Origin of the sequence: Microbacterium excoecariae, from assembly GCF_011326725.1 — a bacterium.
GTDB lineage: Bacteria > Actinomycetota > Actinomycetes > Actinomycetales > Microbacteriaceae > Microbacterium > Microbacterium excoecariae.
Window position 1 is genome coordinate 561,572 of record NZ_JAANCO010000001.1, and the last position, 22,038, is coordinate 583,609.

Genomic DNA, 22,038 nt, shown 5'->3' on the forward strand with positions numbered 1-22,038 from the left:
CGGGTCGCGCTCCAGGCTATCCGCTGGCGTCGAGTTACTGTACCGACCGTTTGGTATAGTAATGGCGTGACGACGACACTTCGGGAGAGGCGGGCCGGAACCCGCGAATGGACCGCGCTCGGCGTGCTCACCCTCGCCGTGACCGTGCTCGCGATCGACGCGACGGTACTCGCCCTCGCGATTCCCGCGCTGACCCGCGCGCTTGCGCCCTCGGCGACCGAGGTGCTGTGGATCGGGGATTCCTATTCGTTCGCGATCGCGGGGCTCCTCGTCACGATGGGCAACCTCGCCGATCGCGTCGGGCGCCGCCGCCTCTTGCTGGTCGGCTCGGTCGCCTTCGGCGGGGCGTCGATCGTCGCCGCGTTCGCGCCGACGGCGGGCGCGCTGATCGCGGCGCGGGCGCTGCTCGGGGCGGCGGGCGCCACGATCATGCCGTCGACCCTCGCCATCATCCGCGACCTGTTTCGCGATTCCTCGCAGCGCACCTTCGCGATCGCGATCTGGTCGGTCGGATTCACGGTGGGCTCCGCCGCGGGGCCGCTCGTGGGCGGTGCCCTGCTCGAGCACTTCTGGTGGGGCGCGGTGTTCCTCATCAACGTCCCGGTCATGGTCGTCGTTCTCGTGCTGGGGGCCGTGCTCCTTCCCGAGTCGCGCGGATCCGGCAGGGCGCCCATCGACGTCGCCTCCGCCGTGCTTTCGGTCCTGGCGATCGTGCCGGTGGTCTTCGCGATCAAGCAGATCGCGCGGGGCGACGTCGGCGCGGGCGCGGTGGCGGGCCTGGCGCTCGGCGTCGCGGCGGGGTGGGTGTTCGTCGCGCGTCAGGGCCGCCTGGCGACGCCGCTGGTCGACATGACGCTGTTCCGGATCCCCGCATTCTCGGGCGCCGTGGCCGCGAATCTCGTGTCGGTGTTCGCGTTCAGCGGCCTCATCTTCTTCTTCTCGCAGTACCTCCAGCTCGTGCGGGGATATTCGCCGTTCACCGCGGGGCTGGGCGAGCTGCCGCTGTCGGTCGGCGCGGTCGTGATCGTCGCGTTCATCGCCGGGATCGTGCGCCGATTCGGACGGGGGCGCGCGCTCGGTGCGGGGCTCGGCGCGGCCGCGGTCGGCCTCGCGGGCCTCGCGCTCGCCGAAGCCCAGCCCGGCTATGTTGGGCTCGCGCTCGCGCTCGGTGTGATCGGGATCGGCGTGGGCCTCGCGACGGCTGTCTCGACCGATGCCGTGGTGACGTCCGTGCCGCGCGAGCGCGCGGGTGCCGCGTCGTCGATCTCGGAGATGGCCTACGAGCTGGGCGTCGCGCTCGGGATCGCCGTTCTCGGGTCCGTGCACGGCGCGATCTATCGCTCGTCGCTCTCCCTCCCCGAGGGGGCGACGGCTGCTGTGCGCGAGGCCGCCGGCGAGTCCCTGCCGCAGCTGACGGCGTCGGGGGCGGGTGAGGCGTTCCTCGCGGCGGGGCGCGAGGCGTTCACCGCCGCGATGCAGCAGACCTCGCTCGTGGCGGCGGTCCTCGTCGCGGTCGCCGCGGTCGTGTCCTGGCGGGTCGTGCCGTCGGAGGTGGGCTCGCGCTAGGACGACGCGACGTAGCGGCCGGGGCGGTGGTTGAACGCGATGATGAGGTTCATGATCACGGCGCCGAGGCCCGAGGCGAGGACGACGGGCCACGACGCCACGGCGAAGGCCGAGAGCACCACGATCGTGTCGAGCGTCATCATCACGTAGCCCGCGCGCAGGTGAAACCGCTCCTGCAGGACGAGGCCGAGGATGTTGAACCCGCCCATGCTCGCGCCGTGGCGGAAGAAGATGAGGACGCCGACGCCCGCGAGCGTGGACCCCGCAACCGCCGCGTAGAACGGGTCGAGGGCGAGCGCGCCGAGCGCATCGGCGGATCCGTGGAACGTCGATGCGGCGGAGACGAGCGCGATGGCGAGGACGCTGCGCAGGACGAACCCCCACCCCTTGCTCCGGATGGCGAGCAGGAAGAACGGCACGTTGATCGCGAAGAAGAACACGCCGAAGGGCACGGGCGTCGCGTAGCTGAGGAGGAGGGCGAGCCCCGCGGTGCCGCCGGAGACGTCGCCGCCCGCGCGCAGGAGGAAGAGCCCGAGCGAGACGACGACCGTGCCGCAGAGGATCCCGAGAATGTCGTCGCCGACGGAGTGCTTCGTCGCGGGGCGGGGGACGGGGATCGCGGCAGTCATCGCTCCCAGCATGCGCCGCACGCGGCGAAGTGCGCAAGTTTTTACGTCAGTGTGAGGCGAATTGTGAGATCAAGGAAACCTGCATGAAGCACGGTGGGCATTCCCGCGCGACCTTTTGTCGCGCGCGCAGGCCATCCTGCTCCGCGGCCCGTAGATGAACGAGAGGTTTCTCGAACCTCCAAGGAAGCTGGTAGCTCCAAACCGCGTGGGCATCCGTTCCGGATGACCAGTTATGCGGCGCAGTAGTGAAACGGATGGAGCGACGCGCGCGGGCGACGGCGCGGACATCGCAGCGGGACGGCTCGACAACGACGCCGTCGAGCGGCGTGAGGCGGCGCGCGCGACGTCAGCTGATCGAGGACCGTTGGCTCGGCTTTTCGGACAACTGGCGGGTTTCGGCATGGTCGGCGGCGTCGCGTTCGTGATCGACCTGGGCGTCTACAACGTCGTTCGCGCGACGGTCCTGAGTGATTCGCCGATCTGGTCGAAGGTCGTGAGCGTCACTGTCGCGACCATCGCCGCGTGGCTCGGCAACCGCTACCTCACGTTCCGCAAAGAGCGTTCGCGGGGCGCGTTCCGTGAGGGCCTGCTCTTCGCGATCGTGAACGTGGTCGGCCTCCTCATCGCCGCCGGCTGCCTCTTCGTCTCCCACTACCTGTTGGGATTCACCTCGCAGCTCGCGGACAACATCTCGGGCAACGGCGTGGGCCTTGTGCTCGGCACCATTTTCCGCTTCGTCGCCTATCGATGGATCGTCTTCACCGCTCACACGCGCACGTCGCACTCCACTCACCGCACGAATAGCTCGGAAGCCGGAGTTCCCTCATGAACCTTGCCCGTTACCTCATCGACGCAGGAGCCGACGACCGCGAACAGGCGGGCGTGCCGGAGCCGCTGCTGACCCCGATCGTGCGCGACCCCGGGCAAGAGCCCGCGGACGGGAGCGACATCGACAGTCCGGCGGAGACGGTCGTTCCTCCGACCGACGGCGTCCTCCCCGACTGGTCGTTCGCCGAGTGGCTGGGCTATAGCGGCGTCGTTGTCCTCGCCCTCGTCCTCACCGCGATCGCGGCCGTCACGCTCTGGTGGATGTTGCACGCGTGGCGGTCCGCGGCGGATCTCAAGGCCACCCAGTTCAGCGACTCTCCACGTCCTGCGCGACACCGATTCACCTTGCTCGTGCCCGGTCGGCACGAGGAGGACGTGATGGGCCAGACGCTGGATCGGCTCGCGATGCAGGACCATCCCGACTTCGAGATCATCGCGATCGTCGGTCACGACGACCCGGGGACCGAGCTCGTCGTCCGAGAGGCCGCCGCGCGCCATCCCGACCTCATCACGGTCGTGGTCGACGACAGCGTGCCAAAGAACAAGCCGAAGGCCCTGAACCGCGCGCTCGCGATCGCGAGGGGTGACATCGTCGGCGTCTTCGATGCGGAGGACGAGGTGCATCCGGGCCTCCTGACCGTCGTCGACTCAAAGTTCCAGGAGACGGGGGCTGACGTGGTCCAGGGCGGTGTGCAGCTCATGAACTTCGAGACGAGCTGGTGGTCGCTGCGAAACGTGCTCGAGTACTACTTCTGGTTCCGTTCCCGGCTCCACTTCCACGCCCGATCCAAGTTCATCCCGCTCGGCGGAAACACGGTCTTCGTCACCCGGGATCGACTCGAGTGGTCCGAGGGGTGGGACGACCAGTGCCTGGCCGAGGACTGCGAACTCGGCGTGCGACTGTCCAGCGACGGCGCCAAGGTCGTCGTCGCGTACAACCCCGAGTACGTCACGCGCGAGGAGACGCCGCCGACTTTCCTGTCGCTCTACAAGCAGCGCACCCGGTGGAACCAGGGCTTTTTGCAGGTGCTGGACAAGGGCGAGTGGAAGCGGCTCCCCACGTTCCGTCAGCGCATGTATGCGCGCTATCTGCTCAACATGCCGTTCATCCAGGCCGCCACCGGCCTCCTGATCCCGATCTCGATCGCCTTCATCCTCCTCGTGAAGGTCCCGACCGTCATCGCGCTCATCACATTCCTCCCGCTCATCCCGACGCTCATCACGGTGGTCGTCGAAGCTGCCGGGCTGGCGGAGTTCGGACGCGTGTACGGCAAGAAGGTCCGCGTCCGCGACTATGCCCGCCTCATCCTCGGGCTGCTGCCGTACCAGGTTTTCCTCGCAGCGGCCGCGATCCGGGCGGTCGTCCGCCAGCTGCGCGGCGACGGCAGCTGGGAGAAGACGGAGCACACCGGCGCGCACCGCGATGCGCCCGCACCGCGGATCGCTTCGCCGAACGTGCTCGCCGCGACATCCGCTGAGGGGAGTGCAGCATGACCTCCACCCTCGATCGCACGCAGGTTTCGCCCACGGAGCCAGAGATCACACCCCGGCCGGGAGCGCTGGCGGACGGGAATCCCCCCGCCAGGTCGAGCTGGCGGCGCCGCGCGATCGATCTCGCGTGGCTCCTGCCGGCCCTCGTCGTCGGGATTGTCGTGAACGCCGTCAACCTCGGTGGATCCCCGCAACGCATCGATGACGAAGGCACATACACGGCGCAGGCCTGGGCCATTGGTCACCTCGGGGAGCTCACCCACTACACCTACTGGTATGACCATCCGCCGCTCGGCTGGATCCAGATCGCGGGGTATGCGGGACTCACCGGGGCGTGGGATCGCTACGACGTCGCGGTCATCGCGGCACGTGAGGCGATGCTGGTCGCGACCGCGGTCGCCGCGGTGCTGCTGTGGGCTCTCGTCCGCCGCATCGGGTTTGGTCGGGCGACCGCCTCTGTGGCCACCGTCATCTTCCTGATGTCGCCGCTTGCCGTGCAGTTCCACCGCCAGGTCTACCTCGACAACATCGCGACGGCGTGGCTCCTCGGCGCACTCCTGCTGGCGATGAGCCGCAATAAACAGCTGCTCGGTTATATGGGCGCTGCAGCAGCTTTTAGCATCGCGGTCCTCACCAAGGAGACGTATCTCCTCGCGCTCCCGCTCCTCGCATGGCTCATGTGGCGGGGAGCCGATCGTACGACCCGCCGCTACACCCTCTCGGTCTCCGCGGCCGTCGTCGCGCTGTTCGGCTTCGGGTACGTGGCATTCGCGCTCGTGAAGGGCGAGCTGATGCCCGGACAAGACCGCGTCAGCCTGTTCGAGGGGCTTGCCTTTCAGCTCGCCTCGCGCGAGGGCAGCGGCTCACTCCTCGACCCCGACAGCCTCATGACGAGGACCGTCGGTATGTGGCTGCAACTCGACGCCGTGTTGATCGGCACAGTCCTCATCGCTGGCGTCGCGGCTGTGTTCGTCCGTCGGCTGCGACCCTGGGCGATCACCCTGCTCGCGCTGACCGCGTTCATGTTCCGCGGGGGGTATCTTCCCGTGCCCTACGTCATCATGATGTTGCCGTTCGCGGCGATCGTCGTCGCCGGCATCGGCCAGGTCGCCGTCGAGCGGCTTCGGGCGTCAGAAAAGACCCACCGTGCGATCTCGCGCGTCGCCGGCTCGGCGCTCGCGGCAGGGCTCGCCGTCGCGATGGTCGCCGCCGTTCCTCTGTGGGCGACGCAGCTTCGAGGCTTCGTGCTCGCCGACCTCGACGAGCCACTCCGCGACGCCGAGGCGTGGATGACCGAGAACGCCGCCCCCGAAGCCCGGATGCTCGTCGACGACGCCATGTGGGTCGACCTCGTGGACGCCGGCTTCGCCCGCGACAACGTGGTCTGGTACTACAAGGCAGACACCGACTCCGACGTGCAGGATCTCGCACCGGACGGCTGGCGCGACTACGACTACGTCGTCACCACCGACTCCATGCGCACGTTCCCGACGGAGTTCCCGACGGTCCAGCAAGCGATCGATAACAGCGTCGTGGTCGCGTCGTTCGGTCAGGGCGCGCAGCAGGTCGACATCCGGTTCGTGGACGCGACGCAGTCCGGGCTCGATCAAGCTGACGACGACGGCCTGTATGCGGCGCGCTCCATCGCCGGCCAACAGCTGCTGGCCAATCCGGGAGTGGGATTCCCCGAAGGGATCCAGGATCTCCTGACCGCCGGTGTCGTTGATGGTCGGATCCTCCTCACGGTCGCCCAGCTGGCCGCAACCGGAGAGGTTGCCGTCGCCGATCTCGCTCAGCTCGATGATGACCCTTCCGGCGTGCACCGGCAGCTGGTGATCAGCTCTTACGCGGGCGTCGACGCGAGAGGCGACGCCGCGGGCGCCGATGCGGCCATCAGCTTCTTCGCGTCCCTCTCCGGCGAGCTTGAGCCGCTGTCCGTCGAGCGCAGCGACGCCGGCGTCATCGTCACCTTCTCTCCCGTCGAACCCGCGAACCTGCTCCCGCGCCCCGCGGAGTGACCCAAGCCGGGGGCATTCGACCCGGCCCCACGACAGAAAGGATCATCATGATCGGCACCACCGCACGTCACCCGTCTCCTGCCCGACGACCTCGGCGCGGATTCCGGGCCCTCGCCCTGGTCGCCGCGGCAGCTCTGCCCGCTGTCCTCGGCAGCGCACTCGCCCCCGCGGCATCCGCGTCGACGACGGATCCGGGCGGGTGGGCGCGCGTCGCGCACCTGTCGCCCGATACGAAGGCTGTCGACGTGCAGATGACGGCGCTCTCCGGAGGAGCCGTCGTGTACGAGCTGGACGATGTCGCCTACGGCGCCGTCAGCGATTACATCCCGCTCGACGAGGGCACGTATGTCGTGTCGATGGTCCCCTCGGACGCCGCGGACGATGCGGAGCCGGTCGTGCGGCAGTCCGTCGACGTCGCGGAGGGCGAGCCGGTCACGGTCGCCGCCTACGGGACGAACGCAGATCTGCAGACCACGGTGTTCGACGACGACCTCTCGGCACCCGCCGACGGGCAGGCTCGAGTCCGCGTGATCCAGGCGTCGACGGTCGAACCGGTCGTGGACGTCGACACGGTCGACGGGCAGCCGATCGCGCAGGAGGTCCCGAGCGGCGCCGCCACCGGATATGCCGCGGTCGACGCGGGATCGTGGGACCTCGAACTCGCCGGTGCCGGTGAGGCATCGAGCGCCGAGGTCGATCTGCCCGCCGGGTCGGTCTCGACGCTGTTCGTCCTCGACACCGCCGACGGTGCCTTGACGGCGAAGGCCGTGACGGACTCCGCCACCCTCGCCGACATGCCCATTGGTGGCATTGAGACAGGCGGTGGCGGCACTGCGAACCAGGGCGCCTTTCCCGCGTTTCCGGTCGTGCTGACCGGCCTCCTCCTCGCCGGCGCGGTGATCGGGGTGGTGACGGTGCGTCGACGCGCATCCGAGGGCGCCAGGTGATGATGACAGCGCGACGGATCCTCGCGGCATCGGCGGCGGTGACGGCGCTGGGCCTGGTGGCGACCGCGTGCGCTGGCCCCGGATCCGAGACGTCCGCGCCCGTCGACGCTGCCGGCTCCTCCACCGTGGCGGCGACCGACTTCCTCGACACCTACGTCGACGGCGGCCGAGTCGTCCGCACGGATCAGGGCGGCGACACGGTCAGCGAGGGGCAGGCGTACGGCCTGCTCCTCGCCCTCGCCGCGGATGACGAGACGCGCTTCGACGAGATCTGGACGTGGACGACCGAGAACATCCAGCGCGACGATCTCCTGCTCTCGTGGCGATGGGCCGACGGCGCGGTCGTCGACGCCGAGCCGGCGTCCGACGCGGATCTCGACGCCGCGAGAGCGCTCGTGCTCGCGGGCGACGCGTTTGGTCGCGATGACCTCCGCGAGGACGGACTTGACCTCGGCGACGCGGTGCTCGACCGCATGACCGCCCGCACCGCACTCGGCCGCGTCCTGCTTCCGGGGCCCTGGGCGAGCGCGTCGCCGCATCGGTATAACCCGTCCTACGCGTCGCCCGTCGCGTACGCGGTGCTGGGTGAGGCTTCTGGCGATGAGCGCTGGGAGGAACTCGCCGACGGGAGCCGTGCCGTGACGTCGGCGCTGCTGGACGCGAACGCGTTGCCGACCAACTGGGCTACCGTCGCGCAGGACGGGTCCGTGGCGATCGCCGGCGGCGCCGACGGTCAGGGCGAGCCGGAGTACGGGTACGACGCCGCGCGGACGCCGATCCGCTTTGCGGAGTCGTGCGACGACGATGACGTGGCCATCGCCGCGAGAATCGCGGCAGGGCTTCCGTCGGACGAGGTGCTCCCTGCCGAGCTCGATTCCGGGGGCGGCTCGATCACGAGTGATCAGCACCCCGTTGCGTATGCGGGGCGGGCGGCCGCATACGCCGCGGATGGCCGCGGCGACGCAGCGAAGGCCGATCTGACGAGGATGGGCGAGACCGCGGACGAGACGCCCACCTATTACGGCGATGCCTGGGAGGCGTTGGCCGAGGTGATGCTCGCCGGCGATGTGCTCGGGGGGTGCCCGCCGACCACGGGCGGGTCGTCGGAGGCCGCATCGGCAGGCGCGGCGCCCTCGACATCGAGTGCCGGAGGTCTGCAGGACCCGGTGGCCTCCGAGGAGGCGTCCGGCGCGGTACCGCTCCGCGTCTCGATCCCCGCCATCGGGATCGCGTCGGATCTCATTAGCCTCGGTCGCGGCGCCGACGGGTGGATCGAGGCTCCCGCGGACTACGACGACATCGGCTGGTACAAGGACGGCGTCGTGCCCGGTGACGTCGGCCCGGCAGTGATCGCCGCCCATGTGGACTCCCCGTGGGCGGCGGCGGTCTTCCATGAGCTCGGGAATCTCGTGCCCGGCGACACCGTCTCCGTCGAGCGGAGCGACGGCACGACGGCCGAGTTCGTCGTCACCGGTATCCAGAACGTGAAGAAGCACTCCTTCCCCACGGAGCAGATCTACGCGCCGACGCCCACTCCGGAACTCCGCCTTGTGACGTGCGGTGGTCCGTTCAGCTCCGAGACCGGCCGGTACGAGGACAACGTCGTCGTCACGGCCGTCGCCGCCTGATATCCATTACTCGCTCGAGAGGTCACGACATGCGCACCACCCTCACCATCATTCCGACGTTCAACGAGATCGAGAACATCACCGGCGTCGTCGACAGGGTCCTCGCCACGGGGCGATCGGACGTCCTGATTGTCGACGATTCGTCCCCCGACGGGACCGGCGAGCTCGCCGACGAACTCGCGGCGCGCCACGAGTCCGTGTTCGCCCTGCATCGCCGGACGAAGGACGGGCTCGGGCCCGCATATCTCGCCGGCTTCGCGTGGGGGCGATCTCGCGGTTACGACGTGCTTGTTGAGATGGATGCCGACGGGTCGCACCAGCCCGAGGCCCTCCCCACCATGCTCGACGAACTGGCGAGCGCCGACATCGTTCTCGGATCGCGCTGGGTCCCGGGCGGCAGCGTCGTGAACTGGCCGCTCCACCGCAAGGTCTTGAGTCGAGGCGGGAACATCTACGCGCGTCTCGCGCTCGGAATCGATGTTCGGGATGCCACCGGCGGATACCGCGCGTACAGGACGAGCGCCCTGGACGCCATCGGTCTCGACGGCATCGCGTCGCAGGGGTACTGCTTCCAGCTCGACATGCTCTGGCGCGGACTGGAACGGGGGCTCCGCGTCGTCGAGGTACCCATCACGTTCATCGAGCGCGAGCACGGCGTCAGCAAGATGAGCGGGAACATTGTGCGGGAGTCGCTCGTGAACGTCTCGGCGTGGGGCCTCCGCCGGCGGATCACCGCGCTGCGCGAACTTGTCCTCCACCATCGCCGACTGCCGTCCGTCCGCGCCAACACCCGGCGCCTCGCGCCATCGTGAGCGGACGGTGAGCGCACGCTGTCCGCACGGCCGGCGACGGGTGTAAGCGGACGAAAGAATGTGACGCGGCCTGTGCGCGGTGGCCTGGCCGTGGCGCACGGGGGGGGGGGGAATCTCGATCCTCGGCGTGCAGACATGAGGGAGGTGCCGGACGGCGTCCGTGCAACGATATACGCTGTGTCGCATTCGGCGTTGACGGCACATGACGAGGAGCCCCGCACGGCATGACGACGCACGCTCGGGAGAGCATCGAGCCCTCGATGCACCTCCTGGTGCGCCTGCGAACGATCCTGGACGGGTCTCCCCGTGTCGTGATCTCCGCTCCCCGAGGTGCCGGGAAGTCGAGGGTGCTGGCGCAGTGGGCGTCCGCACGGGAGCGTGAAGGTGACACGGTGTCGTGGGGCCCGAGGCACGTCGCCGGGGCGACCGCGGTTGTGCTCGACGAGCCGTCCGAGCGCGATCTGCGCGCCGTTCTCGATGCGGTTCCTGCCGCGTGCCGAGTCGTGGTCGCGACGCGGCGCGCCCCGACGGAGGTCATGGAGTGGCATCTGCGCCTGCGCGAAAGTGCCATCCTCCTTGCGGGCGACCTTCGCCTGACGCTCGCCGACATCGCCGCCGTGCTCCGGGGGCGCGGTCTTCCCGACGACGCGGAGGCAGTTGCCGCGGTCGCGCGGGCGTCGCATGGGATCCCGTGGTTCGTCGATATTGCGTGCGAAGAGGTCGCGGAGAGCGCGCGCGAAAAACCCGACCCGGACTTTCGGGGGCGAGACGTGCGCGCGGGGCGCCTCGCTCGCGCGGTCGACGACGCGGTCGTGAGCGCGTTGCGCGAGACAGTGCCCGCGGAGGAGCTCTCTCTGCTGGCGATACCGGTGCGACTCGACGACGACGGCATCGCGGCGCTGGGCACGACGAGCGAGCTGATCTCCGCCCGCGCGGCGCTTGCCGAGGGCGGGTGGGTCGAGCATCTCGGTGCCTCCGGTGCGCCGCGGCTCGTGCCGCCGGTACGCCGCGCGCTCGCGCGCCGCGTCCGTCGTGGTGCAAGCCCGACCATCGAGTCTGCGCGCGCTCGCCTGGTGACGCGGCTTCTGGGCGCGGAGCGCCTGGCCGAGGCATGGGCCGTCGCGCGCGAGGGCGGCAGCGACGCCTTGTCCTGGCGCGTTCTCATGCACGCCATCGTCGATCTCGACTCGTCGCTCCTCGCGTCGATGACCCGCGATATCCGGGCCGCGTTCCTCTCGCGTACGTGGGCGGGGGATGCGCTGGCCCTGTGGACGTCGGCGTACAACATCGGCATAGAGCCTGTGCCGCGCGCCATCGTCGAGCGCGCCCTCGACGTGCGGGACTTCGACCAGCGGCTCCCCGATGCGCCGGTCGGTCGGCTGAGCCATGCGGGACTCACCCAGGTGTGGCGGAGGCGCGCCGGGGACGTGCGCGGGACGGCCGTGTGGGCGGCCCGCACGGTCGAGATCTGGGAGGCGCAACGCGCCCGACTGGATCCGGGGCAGCGCGGGCACGGCGCGCTCGCGCTGCAGACGACGGGACTGACGTATTTGCGGCTGGGCCGCTGGGCCGCGGCGGCGGCCGCGTTCGCCGAAGCGGAGGAAATCGCGGCGGCACAGGGTGCCGTGGACTTCGCGGCCACCATCACCGAGCACCTCGCCCTCGCCCTCGCTCTCGCGGGCGAGATCCGGCGCGCGCAGAGCGCCATGGCGCGTCTGTCGGCGGTGCAGGGGACGGCGCGTTCGTCGTACACCGTCATGGTGGTGCACCTGGTCGAGGCGCTCCTGGCGCTCGAGGACGGTGATGCCGAGCGGGCGGCGAGCGCTCTCGCGCGCGTGCCGCCGGAGCGCCTCGCCGCCTCCGAGATCGGGACGCTCGCGATATCGATCGACGCCTACGTGCGCGCGCTGCTTCCCGACGTCGTCGGTCGTCCGCCCGTGGTCGCGATCACGACGGATCCGCTCGCCGTCTCGGTGGCCGACGCGACCGCGGATCTCGTCGACCTCGTGTCCGCCCGCCCTGTCGTGCTCTCGGCATCACGTCGCGCGCGGATGCGCGGGCGGGTCGTGGATCACTGGGGCGTCTCGGCCGCGGTCGTCGCGGCTACGCGCGGCGGGGAACGGATCGGCCACCCGCGCGCCGGCGCGACCGAATCTCCCCGCGAGCGAGCCCTGGCCGACCTCGTGCGGGCGGCCCTGCACGCCCGCACGGGGGAGGAGCGGGGGGCGCGGAAGGCTCTCCGCGACTACTACCTCGTGACGCAGGCGTCGGGCCTGACCTCCGCCGTGCGTCTGCTCCCCGAGTCCGATCGCGTCGCGCTCGCCGCATTCGCCATGTCCGACCTCCCCGACCTCGCGGCGTCCCTCGGAGACCTGTCGTCCATGCCATCCGTCGTACCCACCATTGACACGCCGCCGGTGCTCACAACGCGCGAGCGCGAGGTCCTCGATGCGCTTGCCAGCGGGCTGTCGCGCGCGCAGATGGCCGACGCGTGGGGCGTGTCGATGAACACGATCAAGACGCATGCGCGCGGGTTATACGCGAAGCTGTCCGCAACCTCGAAGGAGGACGTCCTCGTGCGTGCGGAGGAGTGCGGCCTCCTGGGGTGAGCGCGGGGGTGAAAAGGGTGGCGCCCCGCGCGCAATATCCATAGCGTGTCGCGTGGCGCGGGCGTCTGCCCGGTCGAAGGGGCGAGGGGCGAGACACATGGCGACTGCGAGGCTGTCCGACGATCGAGCGCGAGCCTGGGGGGCTTTCGTCGCGCTTTTCGCCATCGTCATGGCGCTCGTGGTGGTGCCGGCCACCTCCGCGTCTGCGGCCGTGGGGCAGCTGGAGATCGACAAGCGCGTCAACGGCGGCGAGCTGGCCGAGCTCGTCCCGGGTGACGAGTTTTCCTACGTCATCGAGGTGCAGTGCTCCGACGCCGACTGCATCGGCGCGGAGGTGTCGGACACCCTGCCGAGCGAGCTGGCCGGGTTCGCTCTCATCGGCGCGTACGGGGATCTCGGCGGGAGCCCGATCCAGCTGCAGCAGGCAGGATGCACGCCGGTCGGCGACGGCACGTGGGAGGTCACCGAGAGCTGCACCCTGACGGCGGTCCTGGAGCAAGACATCGACGGCGGCGTGGGCCTCGCCTCGGGCCAGTCGATCACCATGGTGCTGGACGTCCGTGTGCCCGACGATCTGCCTGCGACGTGGGAGCAGAACGGTCAGGACATCGTCAACACCGCGGTCGCCTCCTGGGACAACGGGCTCGGGCCCGGGGGGACGGAGGTGGCCGCCACGGTGGACGACCCGGCCACGGTCCTCATCCAGGTCGCGACGTCCGTGGGTGTCGAAGCGGAGAAGTCCTGGCAGCCCGCGGTTCAGCAGTTTTCCCCTGGCACGCTCTCGCAGATCACGATCGGGGCGACGCACACGTCGAACGTCCCGGCGCAGCAGCTGACGATCCAGGACCCGACGTCCGCGGTCGACGGCGCGACCAGCCTGGGCGAGGACAACCCCTTCCGACTGGTCGACTTTGACTCTCTGGGCGACTCGGCGATGCCCGCGGGAGCGACGGGCGTCGCGGTCGACTACTACCTGTTCGACGGATCCGTCTGGGCGTGGAACGAGGGTGCGTTCGCCGACGCCGTCGTCGCCCCCTCCGATCCGAGCGCCGTCGGCGGCATCCGCTTGCGCTACGAGGGCGCGATCGAACCGACCGCAGAGGTCGCACAGACCTTCGAGGTCGCTCAGCGCGAGAACGATCGCGTGTCCGGTGCCTCCCTGCAGACCGGGGCCGCGCTCACCAACGTGATCGATGCGACCGTCGCGGTCGGCGACGAGACGGCGACGAGCGGCGCCGAGGCGCCGTATCAGGTGGGCGGCCTGACCCTGGAGGTCGGAGCGGACAAGACCATCAGCCCCGCCGAGCTCCCGGCGGGCGCCGAGGCGACGGCTACGCTGACCGCGACGAACTCGTCGAACGGCCCGCTCTCCGAGCTGACGATCGAAGAGGCCGGGTTCTTCGACGGAGACATGCTCTTTGGCGGCTTTCCGGACGGCATCGCGTGGCCCGCGGGCGCCGCGGGCGCGACGATCGCGTGGGAAATGGACGGTGCCCTCCGTGCTCCGGTCGCGTTCGACGACGGGGACAGCCCCGAGCCCGCGACCGGGACCGTCACGGGCTTCGTCGTCGCCTTCTCCGGCGCGATCGAGGCCGACGCGAGTGCGGCGGTCGACGTCAGCGTGCTGCCCCAGGTCGAGCTCCTCGGCGGGGGAACGGAGCCCGTCACCCGGGTAAACACCATCACGACATCGGGGACGAACTCGCTCGGGACGGATTCCGCGACGGCCGACGACGACGTGACCGTGTACTTCCCCGAGATCGACGTCGCGCTCGACAAGACGATCTCCCCGGGCGGGGCGGTACTCCCGGGCGGCTCCGTCGTCTCGAGCCTGCACGCGACCACCCAGACGGGCGTCGCGCAGGTGCAGCCGAGCGAGGTCACGGTCGAGGACGCGTGGCGCGAGGATGTCCCGAACGATCTGTGGAACGGCTTCGATGTCGTCGCAATTGCCCCGACGCAGGTGCTCGCGGGCGTCGAGCTACGCGTGTCGTACCGCGATGCGGGCGGCGCGTGGAACGCGCTGACGACGGTCCCCGCCAGCGCCGACCCGCAGTGGTTCACGATGAGCCGCCAGGAGTTCGCGGAGGCGCTGGGCGCCACCGCGCCGTCGGACGTCACCGGGCTGCGCTTCGAGTTCGTCGACGACGCGGGTTTCGCGGCGGGAAGCGTTCTTGAGCCCAACATCGTGTTCGAGGCTCGCGGGGGTCTGCGAGACGGATCCGGCGCGACGTCGGTCGCGGGGGACCCCGCCACGGTTTACGAGAATGTCGCGTTCACGCACGCGCACGGCGAGGTCGAGGGCATCGCTGACGGCGTCGATAGCGAGGTGGTCACGGACAACGCGACCGCGCAGATCATCAGTTATGACGGCGAGGATGGCTTCGGGGTGCGCACCGCGAAGGCATGGGTAGACGCGGACGATCGGGTCTCCGACGTCGACGCGCTCGTGGCGCAGTCGGGTGACCGGGCCGTGACCCGCAATAGCTGGCTCGTCGCGCGGCCCGGTGCCGAGGAGGTGCGCCTGACGGATCCCGCTGCCGCGACGATGCCCGATGCGCCCGAGGAGACGGTTTTCCAGGCATTCGACCTCGTGAGTATCGAGCCCATCACGCACGCGGTGGATCCGCTCATGCAGTGGGACGACGTCGCAACCGTCGAGCTCTACATCGACGGCGCGTGGCAGCTCATCGCGGCGCCGTCCGGCGGGTGGAACAGCGCCGACGGCTTCATCGGGTACACGTTGACGGATGCCGAGCGTGCCGCGACAACGGGTGTGCGCCTCACCGTCGTGCCGGACGACGGGGCGCGTGCCGCGAGCACGGACCCGACCCGCCCCGACCCCGGCACGGGAGTCGCCTCGTCGTCGGTTGACGAACTGCGCGACACGTTCCTGACCTGGGTGCTGCGCAACACGGTGCGTGTCCCTGGCCTGGAGGGGGCGGTCAACGACCCCTGGGTAACCGCCGACCACGGCTATAACGACGCGGACCCCGCGACCGTGTGGAACTCGCTGCGTGGTGACACCGGAGTCGGGACCGCGGGCTGGGTCTCCCGTGACAGCGTCGCCATCGTCGACACACCCCCGGGCGTCCGCGTCGAGAAAACGGCGACGCCGGCGACGGTCGTCATTCCCGAATCGGCAGACGTCGCGCCGGAGAACTATCCGACGGTGACCTACCAGGTCCGCTCGGAGAACGCCTCGCTCGCGCGCGCGTCCTTCCTGCGGGTGACGGATCCCATCCCCTGCGCCGAGGGCGAGTCGGATCTGTGCGCGTCGGGCCCTTCGGAGGAGGACGCGGATCCGTTCGCGGGCGCATCGTATGACCCGGCCACGAACCCGTACGAGCGGTTGACCATCACGGGTCTGAGCTTCGACATCGTCGATGCCGAGATCGACGCCGACGCGTCGATCGTGACGCTGTGGGAGCGCGAGGAGGGCGGAGCGCTCTCCACGTGGACCGCGAGCCTCACCGCCGCGGAGTCGCTCGAGGCGGGCGCGCTGGAGAACGTCGTCGGCGTCAGCGTGCTTTATCGCGGCGCGTCGCCGGAGGCGGATGGTGGGTCGATCGCGAACGGCAGTCCGCAGGTGATGCGGATGGCGACCCAGGTCCGACAGTACGAGCGCAGCGCCGCGGACGTCCTCGTGGCTCCGACGACGGTCGCGAACGACACGATCGCGCAGTCCTACGACCCCGTGTCGGCACCCGATGACGTCGTGTTCGACACCGCGGACGCGGACGTCACGCTCGTGGGAGGGGCGCTCGACGTGGCGCTGGCGAAGGTGATCGAGCCGGCCTCGCAGCTCGAGGTCGATCTCGGCCAGCCCGTGCGCGTGTCGCTGACGGCCGACAGCGCCGACGCGACCGTCGCCACGCAGCGCGTCACCGTGACGGACGACGACGCGGACTTCTGGGACGCCGTCCGCCTCGCGGACGACCCGGCGATCATCGCCACCCGTCCGCAGGGCGCGGAGGAAGTGCGTCTCGACGCCCTCGTCGACGGATCCTGGGCCACCGGAACGTGGGGCGACGAGGCGACGCTCCCGGACGTTGACCGGGCGAGCATCGTCGGGCTTCGGGCCGTGTTCCGAGACGCCAATGGAGAGGTCTTCTCCCGGACGTCGCCGCCGGAGGCGTGGGAGGCGTCGCTCGCCTTCGACGTGGTCGTGCTCGCGACCTCGCGCTCGGGCCTGGACGTCGAGGTGCCGTCGACGCTGGAGAACACCGCGCGCGTCACGAGCGAGCGCACGGACGGGCTGTACGCCTCGGTCGACGGCGACGCCACGGACACCCTCGACCTCGACACCGGCACGTTCCGCCTCGACGTCGCCAAGACGCAGCCCGGGACGACACACAACGTCGACGTGGGTGAGTCGCTCCCGTGGACGCTCGAGTTCACGAACGCCGGCACGGGACTGCTCACGCTCGACGAGCTCGTCGACACGCTCCCCGAGTATCTCGCGTGGGACGACGTGCCCCCGACGTACGCGACGACGGACGGCGGAACCCTGTCCACCGACGTCGACCTGAGCGTGGACGACACTGGGCGCGAGCTGACCTTCACGTGGCCAGACGGCGGCGCGCGCATGCAGCCGGGGGAGTCCTTCACGATCACGATCGGCCTCGTGCTCCAGCGTGGTCTCGAGGCCAACACCCGCACGACCAACGCCTTCGTCGTCGATACGGCCGAGGTCCTGGACGCCTGTACCAACACGACGAACAGTGAGGGAACGATTGACGGCCTCGCCGACGATCAGTGCGGCACGACGAACTGGGCCTATCCGCCGACGGGTGGTGCGGTCGCCTCCTCGAAGTTCGTCTCGGGCGACGTGACGGGGGACCTCGTCGACGGCGAGACGAACACGGCGGACCCGGAGGGGACCTGCACGGTCGATGCGGAGGGCTTCACGCGCTACCCCTGCGCGGCCTACACCGCGGTGGGCGCCACCGACGAGTGGAAGGTCAACGCCCTCAACTCGGGAGGCCTGGGCTACGAGAGCCTGACGATCGTGGATCCGCTCCCGCGCGCTGGCGACCGCATGCTGGGGACGGGCGTAACGCGCGAGTCGACGTTCCAGCCGGTGCTCGTCGGCGGATCTGTCGCCCCGTCCGCTCCCGAGGGGACGACCTCCACGATCGAGGTGAGCACGGACGACGCGGTGTGCGTCGGCACAGGCGACACCTCGGCGTGGGCGGACGACCGCGCGTGCGACGCGTGGGCGTGGACCCCGATCGCGGACTTTGGCGGGGCGTGGGCGGACGTCACCGCGTTGCGCGTGACGTTCGATTTCGCCGGGACCGCCGACGGGCTCCTGCTGTCGGGCGACGAGGTCGACGTGCGCTACCGCACGACGAACGAGCCCGCCTCGGCGGAGCGGCCCGGCCTCGCGCCGATCGCCGTGCCGACCGAGGGCGGAATCGCCTGGAACCAGATCGGTGTGACCGCCTTCCTCGAAGACGGGAACCAGCGCGCGAACGCACCGGTCCGCGCGGGTGTCACGCTTCTCTCCGGCGATCTCGCCATGGAGAAGGTCGTCAGCGGGCACGACTCGTTCGCGCCCGACGAGTTCGCCTTCACCGCGCGGTGTACGGTCGGCGGCGCGCAGCTCGCGCTCCCCGACGACGGGACGAACGTCCTGAACGCGGAGAACGGGTTCCGCGCGGAGATTCTCGGGTTGCCCCTCGGCGCCGAGTGCGTCGTGTCCGAGGAGGGAGAGGTCGGCGCGTATGGCGAGGCCGAGCGCGTCGGGGACGACGCGACGGTCACGATCTCGGAGCCGAGCGCGTCCGAGATCCCGGCCGCGCAGACGGTGGTCGTGGAGAACGTCTACGCCGCGGTGTCGGTCGGCGACTACGTCTGGATCGATGCCGACGGCGATGGCATGCAGGGCGAAGGTGAAGCCCCGCTCGGCGGCGTGGCGGTCGAGTTGCGGGACGCGGAGGGCGCGCCCGTCGCGGCCACCGAGACCGACGAAAACGGCTTCTACGCCTTCACCGGCCTGCCGATTCTGACCGATTTCGTGATCATCTTCCCGAGCGAGGTTGTCGTGGACGGCCTGGCGCTTCCGCTGACCGTTCCGGCCGCGGGGGACGGCTCCCGCGACTCGAATCCCGGAGCGGACGGCGCATACGCCTTCACTTCGCCCGCGACGGGAGAGAACCGGGCGGAGCCGGGCCTGGCCGACGACCCGACGATCGACGCGGGATATCTCGTCCCCGACGAGCCTGTCGTGCCCCCCGAGCCGGAGGGCGGTGCGGACGACGCGGCCGGCGACGGGACGGGTGAGCTCGAGCCGACGGGCGGATCCGCTCTCCCGCTGATCGGCGGCCTCGGCATCGCGTTCCTGATCGGGGCGGGGATCGTTCTCGCCGTGCGGCGGCGCCGGGCGTAGCGCCCGCGCGACGCCGTGCGCCGCACCGTGCCCCTTGCGCGGGGCACGGTGCGGCGGGCGGATGTGCCACCGAAGAGATGCCCCGTCGACACATCGACGGGGCATCTTGGGGCACGGATCAGAACGAATCAACCGGACGCGTGCCCCGCGTCCTTGTGGGCTCAGACGATTGCGGCGTCGCTTGCGCCGTCGCCGTCCGCGTTTGCCCTGTGAGCCGCGGCGCGTCGCTGCTCACGCAGATGGCCGACGAGGGCGAGGAGGATGCCTCCGAGGGTCCAGCCGGCGAGCACCAACCACGAGAACGTCATGTCCGCGCTCGGGAAGTAGGACAGTTCACGGAGCAGGGTGGCGGCGGCTCCGGGCGGGAACCACTGCCCGACTGCGCCCCAGGCACCGGGGAGGAACTGCGCGGGCAGCGCGGCGCCGGAGATCGGGTTGGCGAACAGCATCATCACGACGGGTCCGACCGCGATGCCGGCGCGACCGAGCAGGGCGACGGATCCGATGATGGGGGCGGCAATCGCGCCGATGGCGAGGGTGAAGGCCGCCCAGTTGATGAGGAAATCCCCCTGGATGGCGCCGATCCAGCCCTGCAGGATGCTGGTGAGGACGAGGCCTCCGACGGCGGAGTAGACCGCGACGCCGATGACGCGACGAAGCGCCCCAACGATGGCGGTGGAGATGACGATCCCGCCGATCATTCCGCCGAACAGGATGGGGAAGAACGCGGACGTCAGCAAGGTCCCGTTCGGGTCGTCTTCCGAGAGCGCGACGACATCGGTGACGGTGAGCGTGATCTCGGGCACCGGGAGCGAGGAGGCGTCCATCCCCTGCTCGGCGGCGACGTCGGCGACCTGCGCGGCGGCCTGGGCATCGAGGGCGTCCTGTAGCGGGTCGGCGAGGGAGGTGATGACCTGGTTGACCGTGCCGTTGGCCGAGGCGGTGAGCAGCTCGGGCTCGTCGCCAAGGACGATTGCTCCGACGTACTCACGCTGTTCGATCCCGTCGACGGCGGCACCACGGTCGTCGACCGTCGTGATGTCGAACGTCTCGCCGGCCTGCTCTTCGAGGAGCGGCTCAACGGCCGCCACCGCAGATTCCGGGCCGGTCAGGGCGAGAGTGACACCCTTGGGCTCTGCGGTCAGCGCGGGCCAGGTAAACGCGAGCAACACCACGGCAATCAGCGCGGTCAAGAGGGTCGACAGGGTGATGGTGCGCCCGATGGACGTCTTTCGCGGCATCGACGGGGTCGCCGAATCGATCGTTTGGGACATGAGGTTTCCTTCGTGGGGGATCTCGTCAGTGAGGGTGAGGCCGCCTGAAGACGTCAGGCGGTCTGGCGTGCGGAGGTGATGAGCATCTCCTTGCCGTACGTGCTGGCGTCGTCGATCGAGGCGAGGATGGCCGCGGCGACGTCGGCGCGCTGCGTGCGGGGTGCGCCGGGCATCCGGTATCCGGTGGCCGCATCGACGATCGTCGGGTGCGGTGTCTGCGGCCCGTCGCCGAGGGGGCCCGGATGGAACGTGGTCCATATAAGCCCGGAGTCGGTCAGCTGGCTCTCTCCGGCGACATGATCGCGAAAGTTCCCCGCCAGGAAGGTGCGGCAACCGAACCGGTACGGGTAGCGCGTGTTGTCGAACGTGTTTCCCACGCCGAGGGCGGAAAGCACCACGACTCGGCGCAGGCCAGTCGCTCGCGCCGCCTGGATGACGGCTGGCACCGCGACCTGCATGATCGGGGCATTCGCCTGCGTCACCTTCGGACCCAGCGCGACGACGGCCGCGTCGCACCCGGAAAGTGCCCGCTCAAGGGCGGCACTGTCGTCGAGCTGGCCGCCGACGACGGTCAGGCCTGTCGCCGGCTGCATGGCCTCGGGGCGACGCACGTAGGCGACGAGGTCGTGCCCTGCGGCGAGGGCCTGGCGAACCACTTCGCCCCCGGTACGGCCGGTGGCGCCAAGAACGGCAATACGCATGACTGCTCCTTCACGAGGACTTCTCACCGGCCACCGCGGGGGCGCCGGACTATTAAGCGGACGTGCGTCCGCTTAAGGAGCGTAGCGGACAATTGTCCACTTGTGAAGCCGGAGCGTTTGCGAGGTTAGTTCCGAGGGGAGGAGGTCCGGAGCGCATCCATGACGAGATCGAGAAGGCGGGCCGTCCGCGCTTCCCAGTCAGCGCCCGCCGGGATCTGCCAGATCCCGGCGATCAGAGCGACGAAGTCCTCGCTGGTGACGTCGCGACGGATCGCGCCCGCGTCCTGACCTGCGGAGAGCAGCGTGTCCACGGCCTCCACCACGTGCGCGTACCCGGGACGCGCCGTCTTCGCCCTCGCCCGAACGCCCGGTTGCATCGTGGGGGCGAGATCCGCCTTGGCAAGCGCGAAGCGGGAGAGCGCGCTCATCCATGCGCGTAGCGCGGAGGCCGGATCTGTCTCGGCGAGGAGGCGGGGAGCACTATCAACGAGCTCCTGCACCTCTCGTCGATAGACCTCCCACAGCAGCGCTTCTCGGTCGGGGAAGTTCCGATACAGCGTGCCCTGACCGACCTGTGCGCGTTTGCCGATGGCGCTCAGCGATGCGTCGGGATCGCGCGCGAGCTCCACGACGGCGGCCTCGAGAATGCGGTCGCGGTTGCGGATCGCGTCGGCGCGCTGGCGGGGGGCTTCGGTGTGGGGCACGATGCGCCTTCCTCGACGAAATGGACGGTTGTCCCATGAGGATACGACGAAGGCGATGGGGAGACGGCCGACGCGCTCGCCGAGCTCGAAGCCACCCTCGACGACGCCGTCATCGCGTGGTCGGGCGAGACGACCTGCGACCTGAGTACGGGAGACGGCATCAACTTTTCGATCTCCGGCCCGAACGCGTACGTCGCGTTCCGGGCGCAGCAAGGTTCGGCGGGAGCCGACGTCGAGGGCGTGACCGCCGCCGGATGGGGCCACGTGCACACGATCTGCCGCGAGACGCGCCGGGTAGCTCGTCGTTGTTGTCCGCCAGCTGCAGAGCGACTTCCGTTGCACGGACATTGCCGATGACGGTGAGTTGCCTGGCACCGACATTCTTGGCGGTTTCTATCCGCAGATTTCTACTGATAAGTCGGTAATAGACCTGTTAT

14 protein-coding genes are annotated in these 22,038 nt (G+C 70.0%); 10 read left to right on the forward strand and 4 right to left on the reverse strand.

What is annotated here, in order from left to right; all coding sequences use genetic code 11:
• The first annotated feature begins 66 nt into the window (after positions 1–66).
• Positions 67–1,566, forward strand: a complete 1,500-nt coding sequence (locus tag G8E01_RS02570) for an MFS transporter (RefSeq protein WP_166315431.1) — start codon at positions 67–69, stop codon at positions 1,564–1,566.
• Here the strand turns inward: G8E01_RS02570 and G8E01_RS02575 are convergent.
• Positions 1,563–2,195: a YitT family protein gene (locus G8E01_RS02575; RefSeq protein ID WP_166315434.1), complete on the reverse strand. Its 633-nt coding sequence runs from the start codon at positions 2,193–2,195 to the stop codon at positions 1,563–1,565. The genes G8E01_RS02570 and G8E01_RS02575 overlap by 4 nt on opposite strands.
• Before the next feature lie 232 nt (positions 2,196–2,427).
• Here G8E01_RS02575 and G8E01_RS02580 point away from each other — a divergent pair, with 232 nt between their 5' ends.
• The 8 genes from G8E01_RS02580 to G8E01_RS02615 all read left to right on the forward strand — a co-directional run bounded on the left by G8E01_RS02580 (position 2,428) and on the right by G8E01_RS02615 (position 18,922).
• Positions 2,428–3,024, forward strand: a complete 597-nt coding sequence (locus tag G8E01_RS02580; protein ID WP_205827204.1) for a GtrA family protein — start codon at positions 2,428–2,430, stop codon at positions 3,022–3,024.
• Positions 3,021–4,517 (forward strand): glycosyltransferase family 2 protein, encoded by a 1,497-nt coding sequence (locus G8E01_RS02585; RefSeq protein WP_240921224.1) that lies wholly within the window; start codon positions 3,021–3,023, stop codon positions 4,515–4,517. Before G8E01_RS02580 ends, G8E01_RS02585 begins: the two co-directional genes overlap by 4 nt.
• Positions 4,514–6,532 carry an ArnT family glycosyltransferase gene (locus tag G8E01_RS02590; protein WP_166315439.1) on the forward strand — a complete coding sequence of 673 codons (2,019 nt, stop codon included), beginning with the start codon at positions 4,514–4,516 and terminating at the stop codon, positions 6,530–6,532. Before G8E01_RS02585 ends, G8E01_RS02590 begins: the two co-directional genes overlap by 4 nt.
• 47 nt (positions 6,533–6,579) lie before the next feature.
• On the forward strand, positions 6,580–7,479 hold the full coding sequence (locus G8E01_RS02595; protein ID WP_166315442.1) for a DUF4397 domain-containing protein: 900 nt from the start codon (positions 6,580–6,582) through the stop codon (positions 7,477–7,479).
• Positions 7,479–9,107, forward strand: a complete 1,629-nt coding sequence (locus G8E01_RS02600) for a class F sortase (RefSeq protein ID WP_166315445.1) — start codon at positions 7,479–7,481, stop codon at positions 9,105–9,107. The genes G8E01_RS02595 and G8E01_RS02600 overlap by 1 nt, the downstream gene beginning before the upstream one ends.
• A 29-nt stretch (positions 9,108–9,136) precedes the next feature.
• Positions 9,137–9,919 carry a polyprenol monophosphomannose synthase gene (locus G8E01_RS02605; protein ID WP_166315448.1) on the forward strand — a complete coding sequence of 261 codons (783 nt, stop codon included), beginning with the start codon at positions 9,137–9,139 and terminating at the stop codon, positions 9,917–9,919.
• A gap of 224 nt (positions 9,920–10,143) precedes the next feature.
• The gene (locus tag G8E01_RS02610) at positions 10,144–12,528 is read left to right on the forward strand and encodes a LuxR C-terminal-related transcriptional regulator (RefSeq protein WP_166315452.1); all 2,385 of its coding nucleotides are present in this window, start codon (positions 10,144–10,146) and stop codon (positions 12,526–12,528) included.
• Positions 12,529–12,625: 97 nt separating this feature from the next.
• Complete coding sequence (locus G8E01_RS02615) at positions 12,626–18,922, forward strand: SdrD B-like domain-containing protein (protein ID WP_166315455.1); 6,297 nt, start codon at positions 12,626–12,628, stop codon at positions 18,920–18,922.
• Between the two features lie 161 nt (positions 18,923–19,083).
• Here the strand turns inward: G8E01_RS02615 and G8E01_RS02620 are convergent, their stop codons facing one another.
• From G8E01_RS02620 to G8E01_RS02630, 3 genes are all read right to left on the reverse strand, one after another.
• Entirely contained in the window at positions 19,084–20,196 is a 1,113-nt protein-coding gene (locus tag G8E01_RS02620) for a hypothetical protein (RefSeq protein WP_166315458.1), read from the reverse strand.
• 53 nt (positions 20,197–20,249) lie between these two features.
• Positions 20,250–20,897 carry an NAD(P)-dependent oxidoreductase gene (locus G8E01_RS02625; RefSeq protein WP_166315461.1) on the reverse strand — a complete coding sequence of 216 codons (648 nt, stop codon included), beginning with the start codon at positions 20,895–20,897 and terminating at the stop codon, positions 20,250–20,252.
• 125 nt (positions 20,898–21,022) lie between these two features.
• Positions 21,023–21,601 (reverse strand): TetR/AcrR family transcriptional regulator, encoded by a 579-nt coding sequence (locus G8E01_RS02630; protein ID WP_338100803.1) that lies wholly within the window; start codon positions 21,599–21,601, stop codon positions 21,023–21,025.
• Between the two features lie 111 nt (positions 21,602–21,712).
• On the opposite strand from G8E01_RS02630, the gene G8E01_RS02635 reads away from it, so the two are divergent.
• The gene (locus tag G8E01_RS02635; protein ID WP_166319698.1) at positions 21,713–21,958 is read left to right on the forward strand and encodes a DUF3500 domain-containing protein; all 246 of its coding nucleotides are present in this window, start codon (positions 21,713–21,715) and stop codon (positions 21,956–21,958) included.
• Positions 21,959–22,038: the final 80 nt, after the last annotated feature.